The sequence below is a fragment of the Dactylosporangium sp. NPDC005555 genome, from assembly GCF_040605635.1.
Taxonomy (GTDB): Bacteria; Actinomycetota; Actinomycetes; order Mycobacteriales; family Micromonosporaceae; genus Dactylosporangium.
Window position 1 is genome coordinate 68,683 of record NZ_JBEXDG010000039.1, and the last position, 24,086, is coordinate 92,768.

1 protein-coding gene is annotated in these 24,086 nt (G+C 75.2%); it reads left to right on the plus strand.

The window, feature by feature from the left end; genetic code table 11:
- Positions 1 to 19 precede the first annotated feature (19 nt).
- A complete protein-coding gene (locus ABZS58_RS34025; protein WP_354787354.1) occupies positions 20 to 24,085 on the plus strand; it encodes a type I polyketide synthase in 24,066 nt (8,021 codons plus the stop codon).
- Position 24,086: the final 1 nt, after the last annotated feature.

Consider the following 24,086-nt stretch of genomic DNA (forward strand, 5'->3'; position numbering starts at 1 on the left):
GGCGACGGGTGGGGTTGTCATGAACGAGGACAAACTCCGGGACTATCTGAAATGGGTGACCGGAGACCTCGCCCAGACCCGGCAGCGGCTGCGTGAGCTGGAGGCCGCCCAGCAGGAGCCCATCGCGATCGTGGCGATGGGCTGCCGGTTCCCCGGTGATGTCACGTCACCGGAGGACCTGTGGCAGCTGCTGCTGGACGGCCGGGACGCCATCGGCGACTTCCCGGCCGACCGTGGCTGGGACCTCGGCGCGCTCTTCGACGACGACCCCGACCGGCCGGGCAGCACCTACACCCGCGTCGGTGGGTTCCTGCGCGACGCCGCCGAGTTCGACGCCGGGCTCTTCGGCATCTCGCCGCGCGAGGCCCTCGCCATGGACCCGCAGCAGCGGCTCCTCCTTGAAACGTCGTGGGAGGTCTTCGAACGCGCCGGCCTGGACCCGCGCGGCATGCGCGGCACCCCCACCGGCGTGTTCGTCGGCACCAACGGCCAGGAATACCTGAACCTGCTCACCCACGCCGAGGAGAACGTCGAGGGGTACCTCGGCACCGGCAACGCCGCCAGCGTCGTGTCGGGCCGGCTCTCCTACACGTTCGGGCTCGAAGGACCCGCGGTCACCGTCGACACGGCGTGCTCCGCCTCGCTGGTCGCGCTGCACCTCGCGACGCAGGCGCTGCGCCGCGGCGAATGCAGCCTCGCCCTCGCCGGCGGCGTCACCGTCATGTCCACCCCGGGCGTGTTCGTCGAGTTCTCCCGCCAGCGCGGCCTGTCCGTCGACGGGCGCTGCAAGGCGTTCTCCGACGACGCCGACGGCACCGGCTGGGGCGAAGGCGTCGGCGTCCTGCTCCTGGAGCGGCTCAGCGACGCCGTCGCCAACGGCCACCCCGTCCTCGCCGTCGTCCGCGGCTCCGCCGTCAACCAGGACGGCGCCTCCAACGGACTCACCGCCCCGAACGGTCCCGCGCAGCAGCGGGTCATCCGGGCCGCGCTCGCCGCCGCCGGGATCGCCGCCACCGAGGTCGACGCCGTCGAGGCGCACGGCACCGGCACGGGTCTCGGCGACCCGATCGAGGCGCAGGCGCTGCTCGCGACCTACGGGCAGGGCCGCGAGGAGCCGCTGTGGCTCGGATCCGTGAAGTCGAACATCGGCCACACGCAGGCCGCCGCCGGGGTCGCCGGGATCATCAAGATGGTCCTCGCGATCGGGCACGCCACGATGCCCCGCACCCTGCACGTCACCGCGCCGTCGTCCCATGTGGACTGGTCCGCGGGCGCGGTGGAGCTGCTGACCGAGACCCGGGCCTGGCCCGCCGTCGACCGGCCACGCCGAGCCGCCGTTTCGTCCTTCGGCGTCTCCGGTACGAACGCGCACGTCATCCTTGAACAACCTCCCGCCACCGAAGAGGCCGCCGAGACACCTCGGACGGTGCTGCCGGTGACTCCCTGGCTCGTGTCCGGTCACACCACCGAGGCCCTCGACGCGCAGTTGGACCGGCTACGGGCGGTCACCGGCGTGGACGCCGTGGACGTCGGCTGGTCCCTGGCCGGCCGGTCCAGGCTCGAACTCCGCGCGGTCCTGCTCGGCGACACGGTGGTCCGTGGCAGCGTCCGCGCCGGCGGGTCGGCGATGCTGTTCACCGGTCAGGGCGCGCAGCGGTCCGGCATGGGACGCGGCCTCTACGAGGCGTTCCCGGTGTACAAGAGCGCTTACGACGAGGTCTGCGCCCACATCGACGGTCTCGCGGACATCGAGGGTGACCTGCTCGACGAGACGCAGTGGACGCAGCCTGCCCTCTTCGCGGTCGAGGTCGCGGTGTACCGCCTGCTGGAGTCGTGGGGGCTGCGGCCCGACTTCCTGCTCGGCCATTCGATCGGTGAGCTCGCCGCCGCGCACGTCGCCGGGGTCTGGTCCCTGGCCGACGCGTGCAAAGTCGTCGAGGCCCGGGGTCGCCTGATGCAGGCGCTGCCCCGGGGCGGTGCGATGGTCGCGGTCCAGGCTTCCGAGGAGGCGGTCTGCGCGGCGCTGGTCGACGGTGCGGAGATCGCCGCGGTCAACGGTCCCGACGCGGTGGTCGTCTCCGGCGACGAAGAAGCGGTCCTCACGGTTGCCGCCCGGTTCGAGAAGACCCGGCGGCTGCGGGTCAGTCACGCGTTCCATTCGGCGCGGATGGACGGGATGCTCGACGCGTTCCGCGACGTCCTGTCCACGGTGACGTTCAGCCCGGCGGCGATCCCGGTCGTCGCCACCTCGACCGGTGACGTCACCGACCCGGAGTACTGGGTCCGGCAGGTCCGTGGCACGGTCCGGTTCGCCGACGCGGTCGACACCGTCAAGGCGAAGGGCGTCACACGGTTCCTGGAGGTCGGCCCCGACGGGGTGCTGTCCGCGCTGGTCGACGGGATCCCCGCGATGCGCAAGGGCCGCGACGAGGTCGCCACACTGATGACCGCCGTCGCCCGGGCCCACGTCACCGGATGGTCCCCGGACTGGACGGCCATCTTCGCCGGTGGCCGCCGCGTCGACCTGCCGACATATGCGTTCCAACGGCAGCGGTTCTGGCCGACGCTCCGCCCTGCCACCGAGGCGGACACCGACTTCTGGGCGGCCGTCGAGTCCGGCGACCTCAGTGATCTGCTCGGCATCGACGCCGACACCCTCGGCGCGGTCGTCCCGGCCCTGACGCAGTGGCGGCAGCGGCGACGGTCCACCGTGGACGGCTGGCTCTACCACGACACGTGGACCGAACTGCCGCACCGCGACGTCGCCGGGACCGGCACCTGGCTCGTCATCGGCGACACCGCCGTCGCGGACGCCCTGACCTCGGCCGGCGTCGACACGATGATCGTCCAGACCCCGGCGGACATCCCGGCGGTCCCGTTCGCGGGTGTCGTCGCGTCGCCCGCCGATGCCGCCGAAGCCCTCGCCCTCGCGCAGGCCGTCACCGCTCCGCTGTGGTGCGTGACCCGCGCCGCCGCCACCGATCCGGCCCAGCGCGCCGTGTGGGGCCTCGGCCGGGTCGTCGCCCTCGAACATCCCGACCGGTGGGGCGGCCTCGTCGACATCGACTCCGACGAGACCGGCCTCAGCCTGCTGCCTGGTGTGCTCGGCGGTGCCGAGGACCAGGTCAGGGTCCGGTCCGGCAAGGTCTACGGCCGGCGTCTCGCAAAGGCCGCCGCGGCGCCGGGGTGGCGTCCGTCGGGGACGGTCCTGGTCACCGGCGGCACCGGAGCGCTCGGCGTGCACGTCGCCCGGTGGCTCGCCGCGGAAGGCGCGTCCAGGATCGTCCTGGTCAGCCGTCGCGGCCCGGACGCGCCCGGCGCGGCCGGTCTCGACATCCCCGGCGTCGAGATCGTGGCGGCCGACATCGCCCGGCCCGGCGTGGCTGAGGACCTCATGCAGCGGTTCACGCCGACCGCAGTGGTCCACGCGGCGGGCGTCGTCGACGACGGTGTCATCGACAGCCTGACCCCGGAGCGGATCGCCGCGGTCATGGCGGCGAAGGTCGACGGCGCTCTGCACCTCGACGCCGCGACCCGGGACGTGCCGCTGGACGCGTTCGTGATGTTCTCGTCGTTCGCCGGGTCGGTCGGCTCGGCGGGCCAGGGCAACTACGCCGCCGCCAACGCCGCCCTCGACGCGATCGCCGAGCAGCGCCGCGCCGCGGGGCTCCCGGCCGTCTCCATCGCCTGGGGCACCTGGGCCGGCGACGGCATGGCCGGGGACCTCGGCGACCGGCACCGCCGGGGCGGCGTCCGGCCCATGCACCCGGCCACCGCGGTCACCGCACTCGGCCGGGTCGGCGGCGACCCCACGGTCATCGTCGCCGACATCGACTGGGAATCGTTCGGACCCGCGTTCACGACGAGCCGGCCCGCACCGTTCATCGCCGACCTCGCGCCCGCCGCCCGTCCGGCGGCGACGGCGTCACCGCTGGTCGCCCGGCTCGCCGCGCTGCCCGCCGACGAACGCCACCCGATGCTGCTCGACCTCGTCCGGGAACGCGCCGCCGCCGTCCTCGGCCACACCGGCACCGGTGCGGTCGGCGCCGACCGGGCGTTCCGCGACCTCGGGTTCGACTCGCTCACCGCCGTCGAGTTCCGCAACGCGATCGCCGCCGCCACCGGCCGCACCCTGCCTTCCACACTCGTCTTCGACTACCCGACCCCCGCCGGCCTCGCCCAGCACCTCCTCGACACGCTCCTCGGCGCCGCCCCGGCCGTCACGACAGCGGCGCCGGCCGCCACCGACGAGCCGATCGCGATCGTCGCCATGGCAGGCAGGTTCCCCGGCGGCGCCACCTCGCCGGAAGCGCTGTGGGAGCTGCTCGTCGAGGGCCGTGACGCGATGGGGGAGTTCCCCGCCGACCGCGGCTGGGACCTCGGCTCCCTCTTCGACCCCGACCCCGACCGGACGGGCACCTCATACACCCGCGCCGGTGGGTTCCTGCCCGGCGCAGCCGGGTTCGACGCCGGGTTCTTCGGCATCTCGCCGCGTGAGGCCCTGGCGATGGACCCGCAGCAGCGGCTGCTGCTGGAGACCGCGTGGGAGACGTTCGAACGGGCCGGGATCGACCCCGCCACGCTGCGCGGCAGCGCCACCGGCGTGTTCGTCGGCACCAACGGCCAGGACTACGGCGCCCTGCTCACCCACGCCACCGAGAACGTCGAGGGCTACCAGGGCACCGGCAACGCCGCCAGCGTCGTGTCCGGGCGGCTGTCGTACACGTTCGGCCTCGAAGGACCCGCGGTCACCGTCGACACGGCGTGCTCGGCGTCGCTGGTCGCCCTGCACCTCGCGGTCCAGGCCCTGCACCGCGGCGAGTGCGGCATGGCCCTCGCCGGTGGCGTCACCGTCATGTCGACGCCCGGCCTGTTCGTCGAGTTCTCCCGCCAGCGCGGCCTGTCCGTCGACGGCCGCTGCAAGGCGTTCTCCGACGACGCGGACGGCACCGGCTGGGGCGAGGGCGTCGGCCTGCTCCTCGTCGAGCGGCTCTCCGACGCGGTCGCGAACGGGCACCCTGTCCTGGCGATCGTCAAGGGATCGGCGGTGAACCAGGACGGCGCCTCCAACGGCCTCACCGCCCCGAACGGTCCCGCCCAGCAGCGGGTCATCCGTGCCGCGCTCGCCGCCGCCGACCTCCAGCCGTCCGATGTGGACGCCGTCGAGGCGCACGGCACCGGCACCAGCCTCGGCGACCCGATCGAGGCGCAGGCACTGCTCGCCACCTACGGGCAGGACCGGTCCACACCCTTGTGGCTCGGGTCGATCAAGTCGAACATCGGCCACACCCAGGCCGCCGCCGGCGTCGCCGGGATCATGAAGATGGTCCTCGCCCTGCGGCACCAGACCCTGCCCCGGACCCTGCACGTCACCGCACCCTCGTCCCACGTGGACTGGACCGGCGGCGCCGTCGCACTCCTCACCGAGGCGCAGCCGTGGCCGTCCGGCGAGCGTCCCCGCCGCGCCGGTGTGTCCTCGTTCGGCGTCTCCGGCACGAACGCGCACGTCATTCTCGAACAGGCGCCGCAACGTGCGCCGGAAGCGGTGGCCGCACAGGAAGAGCCGCCCGCGGTGCCGTGGCTGCTGTCCGCGCGCAGCGCCGCCGGGCTCCGCGACCAGGCGGACAGGCTCCGCGCGTACCTCAGCGGACAACCCGACCTGAGCGCCACCGACATCGGGCACAGCCTCGTCACCACCCGCGGCGCACTGCCGCACCGCGCCGTCGTGGCCGGCGCCGACCGGGCCACGCTGCTGCGGCACCTCACCGACCTGGCCGACGGCACCCCCACCACGGGCGCCGTCACCGGTCACGCCGAGCCGGCCGGGAAGGTCGCGTTCCTGTTCCCCGGGCAGGGCTCCCAGTGGGCGGGCATGGCCACCGGCCTGCTCGACACCGCGCCCGTGTTCCGCGAGCACATCACCCGCTGCGAAGCGGCGCTGCGGCCGTTCGTCGACTGGCGGCTCACCGACGTCCTGCGCGGCGAGCCCGGCGCACCGTCGCTGGACCGCGTCGACGTCGTCCAGCCGGTCCTGTTCGCCGTCATGGTCTCCCTCGCCGAGCTGTGGCGCGCCCACGGCGTCGAACCCGCCGCCGTCGTCGGGCACAGCCAGGGCGAGATCGCCGCCGCCTGCGTCGCGGGGCTCCTCACACTGCCCGACGCCGCCCGCGTCGTCGCGCTGCGCAGCCAGGCGCTGCTCGAACTGTCCGGGCACGGCGGCATGATGTCGGTGTCCGCGTCCGTCGACGACGTCCAGCGGCGCATCGCCGCCTGGCCGGGGCGGCTGTCGGTCGCCGCGGTCAACGGCCCCACCTCGGTCGTCGTCTCCGGCGACGTCGACGCCGTCGTCGAATGCATCGCCGCGTGTGCCGCTGACGACGTGCGCGCCCGCCGCATCGACGTCGACTATGCGTCGCACTCCGCGCACGTCGAGACGATCCACGAGAAGCTCCTGTCCGTCCTCGGCCCGGTGCGGCCCGCCGAGCCGCGGATCGCGTTCCGCTCGACCGTCGGCGACGCCGGCGACGTCGAGGTCGGCTCGGCGGCGTACTGGTTCACCAACCTGCGGCGGACGGTCGAGTTCGAACCCGTCGTCCGAGCCCTCGCCGGCGAAGGTTTCACGGCGTTCGTCGAGGTCAGCCCGCATCCGGTCGTCACCGTCGGCGTCCAGGAGACCCTTGACAGCGCCGGGTCCGACGCCGTCGTCACCGGCACCCTGCGCCGCGACGACGGCGGACCCGTCCGGTTCCTCACGGCCCTCGCCCAGCTGTGGACCGGCGGCGGCACCGTCGACTGGAGCGCTGTCTTCGCCGGCAGCGGCGCTCGTACCGTCACGCTGCCCACCTACGCGTTCCAGCACACCCGCTTCTGGCCCACGCTCAAGCTCGGCGGCGCCCCGGCCGGCACCCTCGACGGCCGCTTCTGGGACGCCGTCGAACACGCCGACCTCGACGGCCTCGCCACGACCCTGCGCGTCGAACCGGCGGCGCTCAGCCCGCTGCTGCCCGCCCTCACCGCCTGGCACGCCGAGCAGCGCACGGGCGCCGCCGTCGCCGGGTGGCGCTACCGCACGACGTGGAAGGCCCTCACCGACCTGCCCACCCCGCAGGCGCGGGGGCCGTGGATCGCGGTGGTCCCCGCGGTACACACCGCGACGGACCTCCTCGACGGGCTCCGCCGTCACGGGCTGGACGTCACGGCCGTGACCGTCGACGCGGCCACCGCCGACCGTGGGGTCCTCGCCCTGGCCACGGCGGAGGTGGCGGAGCTGGCCCAGCCGGCCGGGATCCTGTCGTTGCTCGCCCTCGACGGACGTCCCCGGCCCGACCAGCCGCACGTCACCGCCGGGACCGCAGCGACGCTGCTGCTCGCCCAGGTCCTCACCGACCTCGCCGTCGACGCTCCACTGTGGTGCCTCACTGCGGGCGCGGTCTCCACCGGCCCGGACGACCCGCCGCGGGCCGTCGACCAGGCCGCGGTCTGGGGCCTCGGCCGCGTCGTCGGTCTCGAGCACCCGACCCGCTGGGGCGGCCTCATCGACCTCCCGGCGACCTGGACGCAGACCGCCGCGAACGCCGGCCCGGCCGCCGCCGCGAACGCCGGCCCCGCCGGCGCGGCCGCGAGGGCCGGTGCGGACGACGCCGTTGCCACCGCCGGCCTCGACGACGCCGCACTGCGGCACGTCGTCGCCATCCTCGCCGGTGGCGGTGCCGAGGACCAGGTCGCCGTCCGCAGGGGCGGCGTGTTCGGCCGGCGCCTGACCACCGCCCCGGCCGCCGCCGGCACCGGCGACTGGCGGCCCACCGGCACCGTCCTGGTCACCGGCGGCACCGGCGCCCTCGGCGGCCGGGTCGCCCGCTGGCTCGCGGGCCGTGGCGCGAGCCACCTGATCCTCGCCAGCCGCCGGGGCCCGGACGCACCTGGTGCGGATGACCTCGTCGCCGAGCTCGGCGCCCTCGGCGCGGGTGCCACCGTCGTCGCCTGCGACCTCGCCGACCGGGACGCCGTCGCCGCCGTGCTCGCCGAGGCGGAAGCCACCGCCGGTCCGATCCGGGCCGTCGTCCACGCCGCCGGGTTGCCGCAGTCGCAGACGCTGCCCGACATGGATCTCGCCGGCTTCGCCGCCGTCTACGCCGGGAAGGCCGCCGGGGCACGGCACCTCGACGCGCTCCTCGCCGACCGGGACCTCGACGCGTTCGTGCTGTTCTCCTCGATCGCCGCCGCCTGGGGCAGCGGCGGGCAGGCCGCGTACGCCGCGGGCAACGCCGTCCTGGACGCCGTCGCCGAGGACCGCCGGGCCCGTGGCGCCGCCGCGACCGCCGTCCAGTGGGGCGCCTGGGCCGGCAGCGGCATGGCAGCCGACGACACCAGCCGCGACGCCCTCCTGCGCCGCGGGATCCGGCCCATGCCACCCGAAACGGCCCTGGCCGCGCTGTCCGGAGCCGTCGCCGGCCGCGACGCCGTCATCACCGTCGCCGACGTCGACTGGACCCGGTTCGCCCCCACGTTCACCGCCGCCCGTCCCAGCCCGCTGCTCGGCGACCTGCCCGGCGTTGCCGAACTGACGGCCACCGACAGCGGACCCGGCACCGGCGACGGCGCGCTGCGCGACCGGCTCACGCCGATGACCTCCACCGAACGCGACGCCGCCCTGCTCGACCTGGTCAGGGCCGAGGCCGCCGCGGTCCTGCGGCTCGGCGGAGCGGGCGACCTCGAGGCGGCCCGCCCGTTCCGCGAGCTCGGCTTCGACTCCCTCACCGCCGTCGAGCTGCGCAACCGGCTCGGCGCCGCCACCGGCCTGCGGCTGCCGATGACGCTCGTCTTCGACCACCCGACCGCCCGTGCCGTCGCCCGCCACCTCGCCACCACCTTCTTCGCGGCGGGCGAGACCGCGGCGGTCGTCCCGGTGACCGCCGCCCCGGCCGACGAGCCGATCGCGATCGTCGCCATGGCCTGCCGTTTCCCCGGCGGGGTCAGCGACGCCGAATCCCTGTGGCAGCTCGTCGTCGACGGCACCGACGCCGTCGCCGCCATGCCCGCCGACCGCGGCTGGGACGTCGCCGGCCTGTACGGGCCGCAGCACGACGGGAACAGCACCACCACCGAGGGCGGGTTCCTCGACACCGCCACCCTCTTCGACGCCGGCCTGTTCAACATCTCGCCCCGCGAGGCCCTCGCGATGGACCCGCAGCAGCGGCTGCTGCTGGAAGCCTCGTGGGAGCTGTTCGAACGCGCCGGACTCGACCCGGCGACGCTCAGCGGCAGCGCCACCGGTGTGTTCGTCGGCGCCTCACCGTCCGGGTACGCGTCGAACCTCACCACGATCCCCGACGAGCTCGCCGGGCACATGCTCACCGGCAACTCCGGCAGCGTCCTGTCCGGGCGGCTCTCCTACACCTACGGGCTGCAGGGACCGGCCGTCACCATCGACACCGCGTGCTCGTCGTCGCTGGTCGCGCTGCACCTGGCCGTGCAGGCGCTGCGCCGCGGCGAGTGCGGCCTCGCCCTCGCCGGCGGCGTCACCGTCATGGCGACCCCGGGCGTGTTCGCCGAGTTCAGCCGGCAGGGTGGCCTCGCCGCGCAGGGCCGCTGCCGGGCGTTCTCCGACGACGCGGACGGCACCGGCTGGGGGGAGGGCGTCGGCCTGCTCCTCGTCGAACGGCTCTCCGACGCGGTCGCCAACGGTCACCCGGTCCTCGCCGTCGTCAAGGGATCGGCGGTGAACCAGGACGGCGCCTCCAACGGCCTCACCGCCCCGAACGGTCCCGCCCAGCAGCGGGTCATCCGCGCCGCGCTCGCCGCCGCCGACCTCCAGCCGTCCGATGTGGACGCCGTCGAGGCGCACGGCACCGGCACCAGCCTCGGCGACCCCATCGAGGCGCAGGCGCTCCTGGCCACCTACGGCCAGGACCGCGCGACGCCGCTGTGGATCGGATCGCTGAAGTCGAACATCGGGCACACCCAGGCCGCCGCCGGCGTCGCCGGGATCATCAAGACCGTCATGGCGCTGCGGCACGGCGTCCTGCCCCGCACCCTGCACGTCGACGCGCCGTCGACCAGGATCGACTGGTCCGAGGGCGCCGTGGAGGTGCTCACCGAGGCCCGTGACTGGCCGGCGCTGGACCGTCCGCGTCGCGCCGGCGTTTCCGCGTTCGGCGTCTCCGGTACGAACGCCCACGTCATCCTGGAACAGCCCCCCGCCACTGAGGAGACCGCCGACGCGGCACGGACGGTGCTGCCGGTGACGCCGTGGGTGGTGTCGGGGCACACGGTCACGGCCCTCGACGCGCAGCTGGACCGGGTCCGGACGGTCACGGACCTCGATCCCACGGACGTCGGGTTCTCCCTGGCGACCGGCAGGTCGGGCCTCGAACACCGGGCGGTGCTGCTCGACGACGTCGTGGTCCGTGGCCGGGTCCGCGACGGTGGGTCGGCGATGCTGTTCACCGGTCAGGGTGCTCAGTGGTCCGGTATGGGACGCGGCCTCTACCAGGCGTTCCCGGTGTACAGGTCGGCGTATGACGAGGTCTGCGCGCACATCGAGGGTCTGCGCGAGGTGGAAGGCGCGGCGCTCGACGAGACGCGGTGGACGCAGCCTGCCCTCTTCGCCGTCGAGGTCGCGGTGTACCGCCTGCTGGAGTCGTGGGGTCTCAAGCCCGATTACCTGCTGGGCCACTCGATCGGTGAGCTCGCCGCCGCGCACGTCGCCGGGGTCTGGTCCCTGGCGGACGCGTGCAAGGTCGTCCAGGCGCGGGGCCGGCTGATGCAGGCGCTGCCCGCCGGTGGTGCGATGGTCGCGATCCAGGCCTCCGAGGCGGACGTGCGGGCGGCGTTGGTCGACGGCGCCGGGATCGCGGCGGTCAACGGCCCGGACGCGGTGGTGGTGTCCGGTGACGACGCCGCCGTCGAAGCGACCGCCGCGCGGTTCGGGAGGACCAAGCGGCTGCGGGTGTCGCACGCGTTCCATTCGGCGCGGATGGACGGGATGCTCGACGCGTTCCGTGAGGTGCTGCGGAGCGTGACGTTCAACCCGCCGGCGGTCCCGATCGCCGTCACGTCGACCGGCGACGTGACCGACCCGGAGTACTGGGTCCAGCAGGTCCGCGGCACGGTCCGGTTCGCCGACGCCGCCGGGTCGCTGAAGGCGAAGGGCGTGACCAGGTTCCTGGAGGTCGGCCCGGACGGGGTGCTGTCGGCGCTGGTCGACGGGATCCCCGCCATGCGCAAGGACCGCGACGAGGCACTCACCTTGCTGACCGCCGTCGCCCGCGCCCACGTCGCCGGGTGGTCGCCGGACTGGACGCTGCTCTTCCACGGTGGACGCCGCGTCGACCTGCCCACGTACGCGTTCCAGCGGCAGCGCTACTGGCTGGACGGCACGGACCAGGGCCACCGGGGCGCCGGCATCGGCCACCCGCTGCTGGGCGACGTCGTGCAGATCGCCGGCGGGGACGGGATCGTCGTCACCGGCAAGGCGTCCGTCCACCAGCATCCGTGGCTCGCCCAGCACGTCGTCCACGGCGTCGCGTACGTGCCCGGCGCCGTCCTCGTCGACCTCGCCGTCCGGGCCGCCGACGAGGCCGGCTGCGACCGCCTCGACGAGCTCGTCCTCGAGGCGTCCCTGCCGGTGCCCGCGTCAGGGACGGTGGAGCTGCAGGTCGCCGTCGGCGGCCTCGACCGGCTCGGATCGCGGCAGGTCAGCGTGTACAGCCGCACCGACGGCGGACCCTGGACCCGGCACGCGCACGGCAGCGCCTCCACCGGCCCCGCCGGTGACCTCGACCGGCTGACGCAGTGGCCGCCGGCGGGCGCCGAGCCGGTCGCCGTCGACAGCCTGTACGAGCGCTGGGCCGGCGCCGGCTTCGCCTACGGTCCCGCGTTCCAGGGGCTCCGCGGCGCCTGGCGGGCCGGCGGCAGCCTCTACGCCGAGGTCGACGTCGACCCGCAGCCCGGCGACGACGGCTTCTGGCTGCGGCCGGCGCTGCTCGACGCGGCCCTGCACCCGCTCGCGCTCGGCGTGCTGCCGGGGCTCGACGGCGACCTGCTGCCGTTCTCGTGGAACGGGTTCACGCTGCACGCCACCGGCGCCCGCCGGCTGCGGGTGCGGCTCACCCCGACCGGCCGCCCCGGCGCCGTCGCCATCCTCGCCGCCGACCCGACCGGCGCGCCCGTCGCGTCCGTCGACGCCCTCGTGATGCGCCCGACCGCCGCCCCCGCCGAGTCCGGCGACGGAAGCGTCGCACGCCCCGCCGCCACGTCCGTAGCGGCGCGCGCGGCCGCTGCGGGCCCCGTGACGGAGTCCACCGGCACCGCGTCGAGCGTCGAGCCGGCGGTGGTCGTACCGACGCGAACGACGCGGACAGGGGCAACCGCATCGCGCAGGAGGTCGGCCGCGGCCGTGGCCCCTGCGGGGAACGCCCTGTCCGAACGGCTCGCCGGGCTCGCCGAGGCGGACCAGCGCAGCCTGCTCACCGACCTGGTCCGGGAACGCACCGCGATGGTGCTCGGGCACGCCGACGTGACCACCGTCGAGGCGGACCAGCCGTTCAAGAACCTCGGCGTCAACTCGCTCACCGCCGTCGAGCTCCGCAACGCGCTCACCGAGGCCACCGGCGTCCGGCTGCCGGCCACGCTCGTCTTCGACCAGCCGACCCCGGCCGCCGTCGCGGTGCACCTGCGGCAGGAACTGCTCGATCTGCCCGACACCGTCGCCGAACCCGAGACCGTCCCGGCGACCGTCGACGAGCCGATCGCGATCGTCGGCATGGCCTGCCGCTTCCCGGGCGACGTCAACAGCGCCGACGACCTGTGGAACCTCGTCATGAGCGGCGGCGACGCGATCACCCCGTTCCCGACGAACCGCGGCTGGGACGTCGAGGCGCTCTACAACCCCGACCCCGACGCGCCCGGCACCTGCTACGCCCAGGGCGGCGGCTTCCTGCACGACGCCGGCGACTTCGACCCCGCGTTCTTCGGCATCTCGCCCCGCGAGGCGCTCGCGATGGACCCGCAGCACCGGCTGCTGCTGGAGACCTCGTGGGAGGCCCTCGAACACGCCGGGCTCGACCCGGTGTCGCTGCGCGGCAGCCAGACGGGGGTGTTCGCCGGCGTCACATACCAGGACTACGTCGGCCTGCTGATGCTCGCGAAGGAGTCCGCGGAGGGCCTGATCGGCAGCGGCAACTCGTTCAGCGTGCTGTCCGGCCGGATCGCCTACACGTTCGGGCTCGAAGGACCCGCCGTGTCGGTGGACACCGCGTGCTCCTCGTCGCTCGTCGCGCTGCACTGGGCGATCCAGTCGCTGCGCGCCGGGGACTGCACCCTGGCCCTCGCCGGCGGCGTCACCGTCATGTCGACGCCCGTGTCGCTCATCGACTACAGCCGGCAGCGGGCCCTCGCCCCCGACGGCCGGTGCAAGCCGTTCTCCGCCGCCGCCGACGGCGCCAGCTGGTCCGAGGGCGCCGGCATGGTCCTGCTCGAGCGGCTCTCCGACGCGCAACGCAACGGCCACACCGTCCTCGCCGTCATCCGCGGCAGCGCGGTCAACCAGGACGGCGCCTCCAACGGTCTGACGGCCCCGAACGGCCCTGCCCAGCAGCGGGTCATCCGCCGGGCGCTCGCCAACGCCCGCCTCACCTCCGCGGACGTCGACGCCGTCGAGGCGCACGGCACCGGCACCCCGCTCGGTGACCCCATCGAGGCCCAGGCGCTCCTCGCGACCTACGGCCAGGACCGTGAAGAGCCGTTGTGGCTCGGGTCGTTGAAGTCGAACATCGGCCACCCGCAGGCGGCGGCAGGCGTCGGCGGCGTCATCAAGATGGTCCAGGCGCTGCGGCACGGCATGCTGCCGCAGACCCTGCACGTCACCGAACCGTCCCCGCACGTCGACTGGACCGAAGGCGCCGTCGAGCTGCTCACCGAGACCCGGCCGTGGCCCGAGGTCGGCCGGCCGCGCCGGGCGGGTGTGTCGTCGTTCGGGATGAGCGGCACCAACGCCCACGTGATCCTTGAGCAGGCGCCGCCGGTCCCGCCGGCCGCCGCTGCCGCGCCGCTGCCGGTGGTGCCGCTGCCGGTGTCGGCCCGGACGTCGGAGGCGCTCGACTCGCAGATCGCCCGGCTGCGGGACGTTCCCGCGGCCGATCCCATGGACGTCGGGTACTCCCTGGCGACGAGCAGGTCCACGTTCGAGCACCGGGCCGTCCTGCTCGGCGACGTCGTGGTCCGCGGCAAGGCCGCCAAGGGGCGGTCCGCGATGCTGTTCACGGGCCAGGGCGCGCAGTGGTCCGGAATGGGACGCGGCCTGCGGCAGGCGTTCCCGGTCTTCGCCGAGGCGTATGACGAGGTCTGCGCGCACATCGACGGGCTGCGCGAGGTGGAAGGCGCGGAACTCGACGAGACGCGGTGGACGCAGCCGGCCCTGTTCGCGGTCGAGGTGGCGGTCTATCGCCTCCTCGAATCGTGGGGGCTCGAGCCGGACCACCTGCTCGGCCACTCCATCGGCGAGCTCGCCGCGGCGCACGTGGCCGGGGTCTGGTCCCTGGCGGATGCCTGCAAGGTCGTCCAGGCCCGGGGCCGCCTCATGCAGGCGCTGCCGGCCGGCGGTGCGATGGTCGCGATCCAGGCCGCCGAGGACGACGTTCGTGCGGTGCTGGTCGACGGCGCCGAGATCGCGGCGGTGAACGGGCCCGACGCGGTGGTCGTCTCCGGCGACGAGGACGCCGTGCTCCGAGTTGCCGCCGGGTTCGAGAAGACCCGGCGGCTGCGGGTCAGCCATGCGTTCCATTCCGCGCGGATGGACGGGATGCTCGACGCGTTCCGCGAGGTCCTGCGCACGGTGACGTTCAACCCGCCGGCGATCCCGATCGTCACCACCTCGACCGGTGACGTCACCGACCCGGAGTACTGGGTCGGGCAGGTTCGCGGCACGGTCCGGTTCGCCGACGCCGTCGAGACCGCCAGGACCAAGGGCGTGACCAGGTTCCTGGAGGTCGGCCCGGACGGCGTGCTGTCCGCGATGGTCGAGGGCATCCCCGCCATGCGCAAGAACCGCGACGAACCACTCACCCTGATGACCGCGGTGGCGCAGGCCCACGTCACCGGCTGGTCCCCGGACTGGACCCGGCTGTTCCAGGGCGCCCGCCGGGTCGACGTGCCCACCTACGCGTTCCAGCACAAGCAGTACTGGCCGACCATCGAACTCCCCAAGGCCGCAACGGCCACCGGCACCGTCGACGCCGCGTTCTGGGACGCCGTCGACGCCGCCGACCTGGACACGCTCGCCGGCACCCTGCACGTCGACGCGCAGACCCTCGCCCCCGTCCTGCCGGCCCTCGCCTCCTGGCGGCGCCGCAAGGACGAACAGTCCACCATGGACACCTGGCGCTACCAGGTCCGCTGGCGCCCCGCCACGCTCGAGGGGACCCAGGGCCTCACCGGCACCTGGCTGGTCCTGCACCGCGACGGCGGAGCGCTCCTCGACCGCGTCGGCGCAGGGCTCACCGCCGCCGGCGCGACGGTCCTGCCGGTCACCGAGGTCCCCGACGGCACCTACGCCGGGATCGTCTCGCTGCTCGCGTTGCACGACGACGGCGACGGTGTCGTGCCCGCCTCCATCGCCGGCACCACCGCCCTCGTCCAGCAGACCACCGGCGTCGACGCCCCACTGTGGGTCCTCACCAGCGGCGCGGTGTCCATCGGCGCCTCCGACCCGCTGCGGTCCCCGGCCCACGCGGGCGTCTGGGGCCTCGGCCGCGCCGCGGCCCTCGAATACCCGCAACGCTGGGGCGGCCTCATCGACCTGCCCGAGACGGTCGACGACCGCGCCGTCCAGCGCCTGACCGCCGTCCTGGCCGGCGGCGGCGCGGAGGACCAGGTCGCCGTCCGCGCGTCCGGGGTCTTCACCCGGCGCCTGGTGCACGCCCCCGCGCCGCAGCGCCCCGCCGGCGCCCCCACCTGGAAGCCGCGCGGCACCGCACTCGTCACCGGCGGCACCGGCGCCCTCGGCTCCCACATCGCCCGCTGGCTCGCCCGAGGCGGCGCCGAACACCTCGTCCTCACCAGCCGCCGCGGCGACGCGACCCCCGGCGCCGCCGAACTGCGCGCCGAACTCGAGGCCCTCGGCGCCCGCGTCAGCATCCCCGCCTGCGACGTCGCCGACCGGGCCGCCGTCGCCGCGCTCCTGGACACGCTGCCGGACCTGCGGATCGTCGTGCACGCCGCCGGCGTGCCCCAGTCGCAGGTCCTCGACGGCATGACGCGAGCCGACTTCGACACCATCTATGCGCCCAAGGCCCGAGGTGCGGCACACCTGGACGAACTGACGGGCGACCTCGACGCGTTCGTGCTGTTCTCGTCGATCTCCGCGACCTGGGGCAGCGGCGGCCAGGCGGCGTACGCGGCCGCCAACGCCGTCCTCGACGGCATCGCCCAGCACCGCCGGGCCCGCGGCCGCGCCGCGACCGCCGTCGCGTGGGGTCCGTGGGGCGGCGGCGGCATGGTCACCGCCGAGGAGGGCACGGAGGAGTTCCTGCGCCGCCGCGGCCTGCACGTCCTCGACCCGCAGCTCGCCGTCAACGCCCTGCAGGGGGCGCTGGACGCCGACGAGACCACGCTCACCGTCGCCGATGTCGACTGGGCCCGCTTCGCCCCCGGGTTCACCGGCTCCCGCCCCAGCCCGCTGCTGGGCGACCTGCCCGAGGTCGCGGCGCTGGACAGCGTCGACGCGCCCGTGGACGGCACCTTCCGCGACGAGCTCGCCGCGATGAGTCCCGCCGACCGGCACGCCACGCTGCTCGGTATCGTCCGCGCCGAGGCGGCCACCGCGCTCGGGCACGGCGGCGCCGACGCCGTCGACGCGGACCAGGCGTTCCGGGACCTCGGCTTCGACTCGCTCACCGCCGTCGAGCTGCGCAACCGGCTCAACGCCGCCACCGGCCTCAAACTGCCGGCGACCCTGCTCTTCGACCACCCGACCGCGACCGCGCTCGCCGCGCACCTGGCGACCGAGCTCGGCGGCACCGCGGTCGCGGCGAAGCAGGAGGTCACGGCGTACACCGACGAACCCATCGCGATCGTGAGCATGAGCTGCCGCTTCCCCGGCGGCGTCAACACCCCGGAAGCGTTGTGGGATCTCGTCGTCAGCGGCGGCGACGCCGTCGGCGCCTTCCCGGCCGACCGCAACTGGGACCTCGACGGCATCTACGACCCCGACCCCGACCACGCCGGCACCTCCTACGTCCGCGAAGGCGGCTTCCTGGACGGCGTCGCCGACTTCGACCCGCAGTTCTTCGGCATCTCCCCGCGCGAGGCGCTCACCATGGACCCCCAGCAGCGGCTGCTGCTCGAGGTCGCGTGGGAGGCGTTCGAACGCGCGGGCATCGACCCGCTGTCCGTCCGCGGCGAACGCGTCGGCGTGTTCGCCGGCACCAACGGCCAGGACTACATCGCGACCCTCGCCGCCGCGTCCGCGTTCGACGAAGGCTACGTCGGCACCGGCAACACCGCCGCCGTCATGTCCGGCCGGATCTCCTACACGCTCGGCCTCGAAGGCCCCGCCGTCACCGTCGACACCGCCTGCTCCTCGTCGCTGGTCGCGATGCACTGGGCCGCGCAGGCGCTGCGCAACGGCGAATGCGAGCTCGCGCTCGCCGGCGGCGTCACCGTCATGACGACGCCCGGGTCGTTCATCGCGTTCAGCCGCCAGCGGGGCCTGGCCACCGACGGGCGCTGCAAGGCGTTCTCCGACGACGCCGACGGCACCAACTGGGGCGAGGGCGCCGGCCTGGTCCTCCTCGAACGGCTCTCCGACGCGCAACGCAACGGCCACACCGTCCTCGCCGTCATCCGCGCCGCCGGGATCAACCAGGACGGCGCCTCCAACGGTCTGACGGCCCCGAACGGTCCCGCTCAGCAGCGGCTCATCCGGCAGGTCCTCGCCACCGCCGGGCTGCGCCCCGCCGACGTCGACCTCCTCGAGGCGCACGGCACCGGCACCAGCCTCGGCGACCCGATCGAGGCGCAGGCGCTGCTCGCGACCTACGGGCAGGACCGGCCCGCCGACCGTCCACTGTGGCTCGGCAGCGTCAAGTCCAACATCGGTCACACGCAGGCCGCCGCCGGTGTCGCCGGGGTCATCAAGGCCGTCCAGGCGTTGCGGCACCGGATCCTGCCGCCGACCCTGCACGCCGCGACACCGTCCAGCCACGTCGACTGGACCGCGGGCGCCGTCCGCCTCCTCACCGAGACCGCCGACTGGCAGCCCGCACAGGGGCCCCGCCGCGCGGGTGTGTCCGCGTTCGGGATCAGCGGCACCAACGGCCACCTCATCCTCGAAGAGGCTCCACAGGTCGCGGTTGCGGCAGGTGTACCGGCACCGACCGCCGGCCCGGTCGCGCTGCTGCTGTCCGCGCGTGGCGAGGACGCCCTCGCCGGACAGGCGGGGCAGCTCGCGGACCACCTCGACCGGCACCCGCACCTGCGCCCGGCCGACGTCGCCGCCGCCCTCGCCACCGGCAGGGCGCTCCTCACCGATCGCGCCGCCGTCGTCGGTGCCGGCGACGACCTCCTCGCCGGACTGCGCGCCCTCGCCGCCGGGACCGGACATCCGGCCCTCGTGCGTGCCGCCACCGCCCGGCCCGGGCGCACCGCGGTCCTGTTCACCGGCCAGGGCGCCCAGCGCAGCGGCATGGGCGAGCGGCTCTACGCCACCCACCCGGTGTTCGCCGAGGCGTTCGACGACGCGTGCGCCCGCTTCGACCTGGCCCTCGACCGTCCACTGCGGGACGTCGCGTTCACCGGCGGGGACGCCCTCGACCGCACCGGCAACACCCAGCCCGCCCTGTTCGCGTTCGAACTGGCCATGTACCGCCTCGCCACCGCCGCCGGGCTGACCGCCGACGCGCTCATCGGCCACTCGATCGGGGAGATCGTCGCCGCGCACGTCGCCGGGGTGTTCGACCTCGACGACGCCTGCCGCCTCGTCGCCGCCCGGGCCGCGCTCATGCAGGCCCTGCCCACCGGCGGCGCCATGGTCGCGCTGCAGGCCGCCGAGGACGAGGTGCTGCCGCTGCTCGACCCCACCGTCGGGATCGCCGCCGTCAACGGCCCGCACGCCGTCGTCGTCTCCGGCGACGAGGCCGCCGTCGAGCGGGTCGCCGCCCACTTCACCGAGGCGGGCCGGCGCACCCGGCGGCTGCGGGTGTCGCACGCGTTCCACTCGCCGCGGATGGACGGCATGCTCGCCGAGTTCGCCCGGGTCGCCGCCACGGTCACGTACAACGAGCCGCGGCTGCCGGTGATCAGCAACCTCACCGGCACGTTCGCCGCCGCCGGTGAGCTGACCGAGCCCGGGTACTGGGTCCGGCACGTCCGCGACGCGGTCCGCTTCGCCGACGGGATCGCCGCCCTGCACGCCGCCGGGTACAGCCGCTTCGTCGAGGTCGGCCCCGACGCGGTCCTCACCGCCATGGCCCAGGACGGCCTGCCGCAGGACGCCACCTGCGTCGCGCTGTCCCGCCGCGACAAGCCGGAGACCGAGGCGTTCCTGCGCGGCGCCGCGCAGCTCGTCACCGCCGGCGTCACCCTCGACCGGGCCGCCGCGTTCACCGCCGCGGGCGCCACCCCCACCACCCTGCCCACGTACGCGTTCCAGCGCACCCGCTTCTGGCCGCGCCCCGGCACCGGCGGCGTCGCCGGGCTCGCGGGCGCGGGCCTGGCGACCGCCGACCACCCGCTGCTCGGCGCCGCCGTCACCCTCGCCGACACCGGCACCGTCGTGCTCACCGGCCGGCTGTCGACCCGCACCCACCCGTGGCTCGCCGACCACGCCCTGCCCGGCGCGGTCATCGTCCCCGGCACCGCCCTGCTCGAACTCGCCCTGCGCGCCGGCGACGAGGTCGGCTGCCCGGTCGTCGACGAGCTCACCCTCGCCGCGCCGCTGACCCTGCCCGACCGCGGCGCCGCCGAGCTCCAGGTCCGCGTCGACCCCGCCGCCGACGACAGCGACGCCCGCCCGGTCACGATCCACGCCCGGCCCGCCGACGGCGGCCACCCCTGGACCCTGCACGCCACCGGCCTGCTGCACGCCGATGCGGCGCCGGTCGAGCCGCTGGACCGGGCCTGGCCGCCCGCCGGCGCCGAAACGGTCTCCCTCGACGGGTTCTACGCCGGCCTCGCCATCGCCGGGTTCCGGTACGGACCGACGTTCCAAGGCCTGGAGTCCGTGTGGCGGGCCGGTGACGACGTCTACGCCGAGGTCGCGCTGCCCGGCGGCGCCGCCGAGGACGCCGACCGGTTCACCGTCCACCCCGCGCTGCTCGACGCGGCCCTGCACGCCGTCGCGTTCACCGGGCTCGGCCGCACCGACCGTGGGCGGCTCCCGTTCGCATGGACCGGAGCCACCGTCCACGCCGCCGGCGCCACCCGGCTTCGGGTGCGGCTGCGGACCCTGGGCAACGACGCCGTCGAGTTGACCGTGGCCGACCCGACCGGCGCCCCGGTCGCGACCGTGGCCTCACTGACCCTGCGGGAACTGCCGGTGGCCCTTGTGGCCCCGACCGCCGCCACAAGGGCCACCGACGGCCTGCTGCGCCTGGACTGGCAGCCGCTTCGCCTGCCGACCCCTGAACCGCAACCGCTGCGCTGGGCCGTCATCGGCGAGGACCGTCTCGGCTTCGGCGCGGCCGCCGACGCGGCCGGCGTCCACCTGGAGTCCTACGCCGACCTGGCATCCCTCGCCGCCGCCGCCGACAACGGCGCCCGCATCCCCGCCACCGTCTTCCTCATCAGCGCGGCCCCCGCCACCGACGCCGTGGAAGCGGCGCACAGGCTGGCCACGCGGGCCCTGGCCAACGTGCAGGGATGGCTCGAGAACCCGGCGTTCGGAGCGTCGCGGCTGGTGTTCCTCACCCGCGACGCCGTCGGCGACGACGTGCGGGACCCGGCCGCGGCGGCCGTGCACGGCCTCGTCCGCTCGGCACAGTCGGAGGACCCCGGGCACTTCGTCCTCGTCGACCTCGACACCTCCACCGACTCCCTCGCAGCGCTGCCCGCCGCCCTCGACACCGGCGAACCCGCACTGCTCCTGCAAGGCGGCACCGCCCGCATCCCGCGCCTCGCCACCGTCAACGGCGCCGAGGAGCTCACCCCGCCGGACGGCCCGTGGCGGCTCACCCCCGGCGAGGACGGCACCCTCGAAGGCCTCACCGTCGAGCGCGCCGACGAAGCCGGCGGCGAGCTGCGCACCGGCCAGGTCCGCATCGCCGTGCGGGCCGGCGGCGTCAACTTCCGCGACGTGCTCAACGCCCTCGGCATGTACCCGGGTGAGGCCGGCTCCCTCGGCCAGGAAGGCGCCGGCGTCGTCACCGAGGTCGGGCCCGGCGTCACCGGATTCGCCGTCGGGGACCGGGTCATGGGCATGTTCCCCGGCGCGTTCGGCCCCGTCGCCGTCGCCGACCACCGCATGATCGTCGGCATCCCGGCCGGCTGGTCCAACGCGCAGGCGGCGTCGGTGCCGCTGGTGTTCCTCACCGCGTACTACGCCCTCGTCGACCTCGGCGGGCTCCGCCCGGGGGAGCGGGTCCTCGTGCACGCCGCCGCCGGCGGGGTGGGCATGGCCGCCGTCCAGCTGGCCCGGCACCTCGGCGCCGACGTCCTCGCCACCGCCGGCGTCGGCAAGTGGCCGGTCGTGCGCGGGCTCGGCGTCGACGCCGGCAGCCTCGCCTCGTCACGGACCCTGGCGTTCGAGCCGGAGTTCCTCGACGCGACCGGCGGCGACGGCGTCGACCTCGTCCTCAACGCCCTCGCGCGGGAGTTCGTCGACGCGTCGCTGCGGCTGCTGCCGCGCGGCGGGCGCTTCCTGGAGATGGGCAAGACCGACGTCCGCGACGCCGACGCGGTCGCCGCCGCCCACCCGGGCGTGCACTACCGCGCCTTCGACCTCATCGAGGCCGGCCCCGACCGGATCGGCGTCATGCTCCGCGACCTCGTCGCCATGTTCGAACAGGGGGTCCTGGCACCGCTGCCGGTCACCGCCTGGGACGTCCGCCGGGCCCGGGACGCGTTCCGGTACATCAGCCAGACCCGGCACATCGGGAAGGTCGTCCTCACCTTCCCGGCCCCGCTGCGCACCGAGCACACCGCGCTCGTCACCGGCGGCACCGGCGGGCTCGGCGCGCAGGTCGCCCGCCACCTGGTGACCGAGCACGGCGTGCGGCACCTGCTGCTGGCCAGCCGCAGCGGCGGACGGGCCGCCGGCGCCGCTGCGCTGCGCGCCGAACTCGCCGCCCTCGGCGCCGACGTGACCATCGCCGCCTGCGACGTCGCCGACCGGGACGCGGTCGCCGCGCTCATCGCGTCGGTGCCCGCCGACCGGCCGCTGACCGCGGTCGTGCACACCGCCGGGATCCTCGACGACGCCACCGTCGGCGGCCTCGACGCGGCCCGCCTGTCCGCGGTGCTGCGGCCGAAGGTCGACGCCGTCACGCACCTCGACGAGCTGACCGCCGGGCACGACCTGGCCGTGTTCGCCGTGTACTCGTCGGTGTCCGGGCTCATCGGCGGCGCCGGGCAGGGCAACTACGCCGCCGCGAACGCCTACCTCGACGCGTGGGCGCAGCGCCGGGCCGGCCGCGGCCTGCCCGCGACCGCGCTCGCCTGGGGGCCGTGGATCACCGCGAGCGGCATGACCAGCGACCTGACGGACGCCGACGTGCGCCGCATGTCCCGCGGCGGCCTGCTGCCCCTGGACCCGGCCCGCGGCCTGGCACTGTTCGACGCCGCAGTCGGCCGCGCCGAACCCCTCGCCGTGCCGATGCTGCTGGACCTGCAGGCGCTCAAGGGCGACGCGGTGGCGCCGCTGCTGCGCGGCCTCGTGCGCGGCACCGCGCGGCGGGCCGCCGGGCGCGGGACCACGGCGGGGGTGTCGCTGACGGAGCGGCTCGCCGGCGAGACCGCGGAAGGCCGCGAGACCCTGGTCCTCGACTTCGTCCGCGCCCAGGTCGCCGCGGTGCTCGGGTTCACCACGCCCGACGCCGTCCCGCCGGGGCAGAGCCTTCTCGAGGCGGGCTTCGACTCGCTCACCGCCGTCGAGCTGCGCAACCGGATCGGCGCCGCCACCGCGCTGCGGCTGCCCCCGACGCTCGTCTTCGACCACCCGACCCCGGCCGCGCTCACCACGCACCTGCTGCAACAGCTGGGCAGCGTGGCGGTGCGGAAATCGGAGCCGGTCCAGGAGAGCCGGGAGGACGGCATCGGGGCGATGTTCCGCGACGCGTGCCGCAACGGCCAGGTCGACCAGGGCTACGCGCTGCTGCGCGCCGCCGCCGCGCTGCGCCCCACCTTCAAGGCCCGCGCCGACTTCGGCCGCGAGCTCCAGCCGGTGAAGCTCACGTCCGGACCCGCCGACCGGCCGGTGCTGATCTGCTTCAGCTCGTTCGTCGCGCTCGCCGGCGTCCACCAGTACGCGAGGCTCGCCGCCAGCTTCCGCGACACCCACGACGTGTGGGCGCTGTCGGTGCCCGGCTTCCTCACCGACGAACGTCTCCCGGCCACCTGGGAGACCGTCACCGACATGCAGGCCGAGCTGGTCCGCGAATGCGTCGGCGACCGGCCCGCGGTCCTGCTCGGCTCCTCCGGCGGCGGGCTGCTCGCCCACGCCGCCGCGACCCGCCTGCACGACCTCGGCGCGCCCGCCGCCGGCGTGGTCCTGCTCGACACGTACCCGGCGACCGAGGACTCACCGCTCGCCAAGTTCCAGGCGGAGCTCATCGACGGAATGTTCGACCGGCAGGGTCTCTTCACCACCCTCGACTCGGCCCGGCTGACCGCGATGAGCTGGTACTTCGACCTGTTCGGCGGCTGGCGCCCCGGGCCGCTCAGCACGCCGTCGCTGCTGCTGCGCAGCTCCGAGCCGATCGTCGCCGCCGGACCCGACGGGCCCTACGCCAGGCACGAGTGGCAGACCTCGTGGCAGGACGCGGACACGACGATCGACGTGCCCGGCAACCACTTCACGATGATGGAGCACCACGCCGGCTCGACCGCCCAGGCGGTGCGGCAGTGGGTCGACGAGTTGAGAGGTTCACGATGAG

Excerpts from the sequence above, each read along its gene's own strand:
- ABZS58_RS34025 (WP_354787354.1), top strand. The coding sequence starts at position 20 with ATGAACGAGGACAAACTCCGGGACTATCTGAAATGGGTGACCGGAGAC.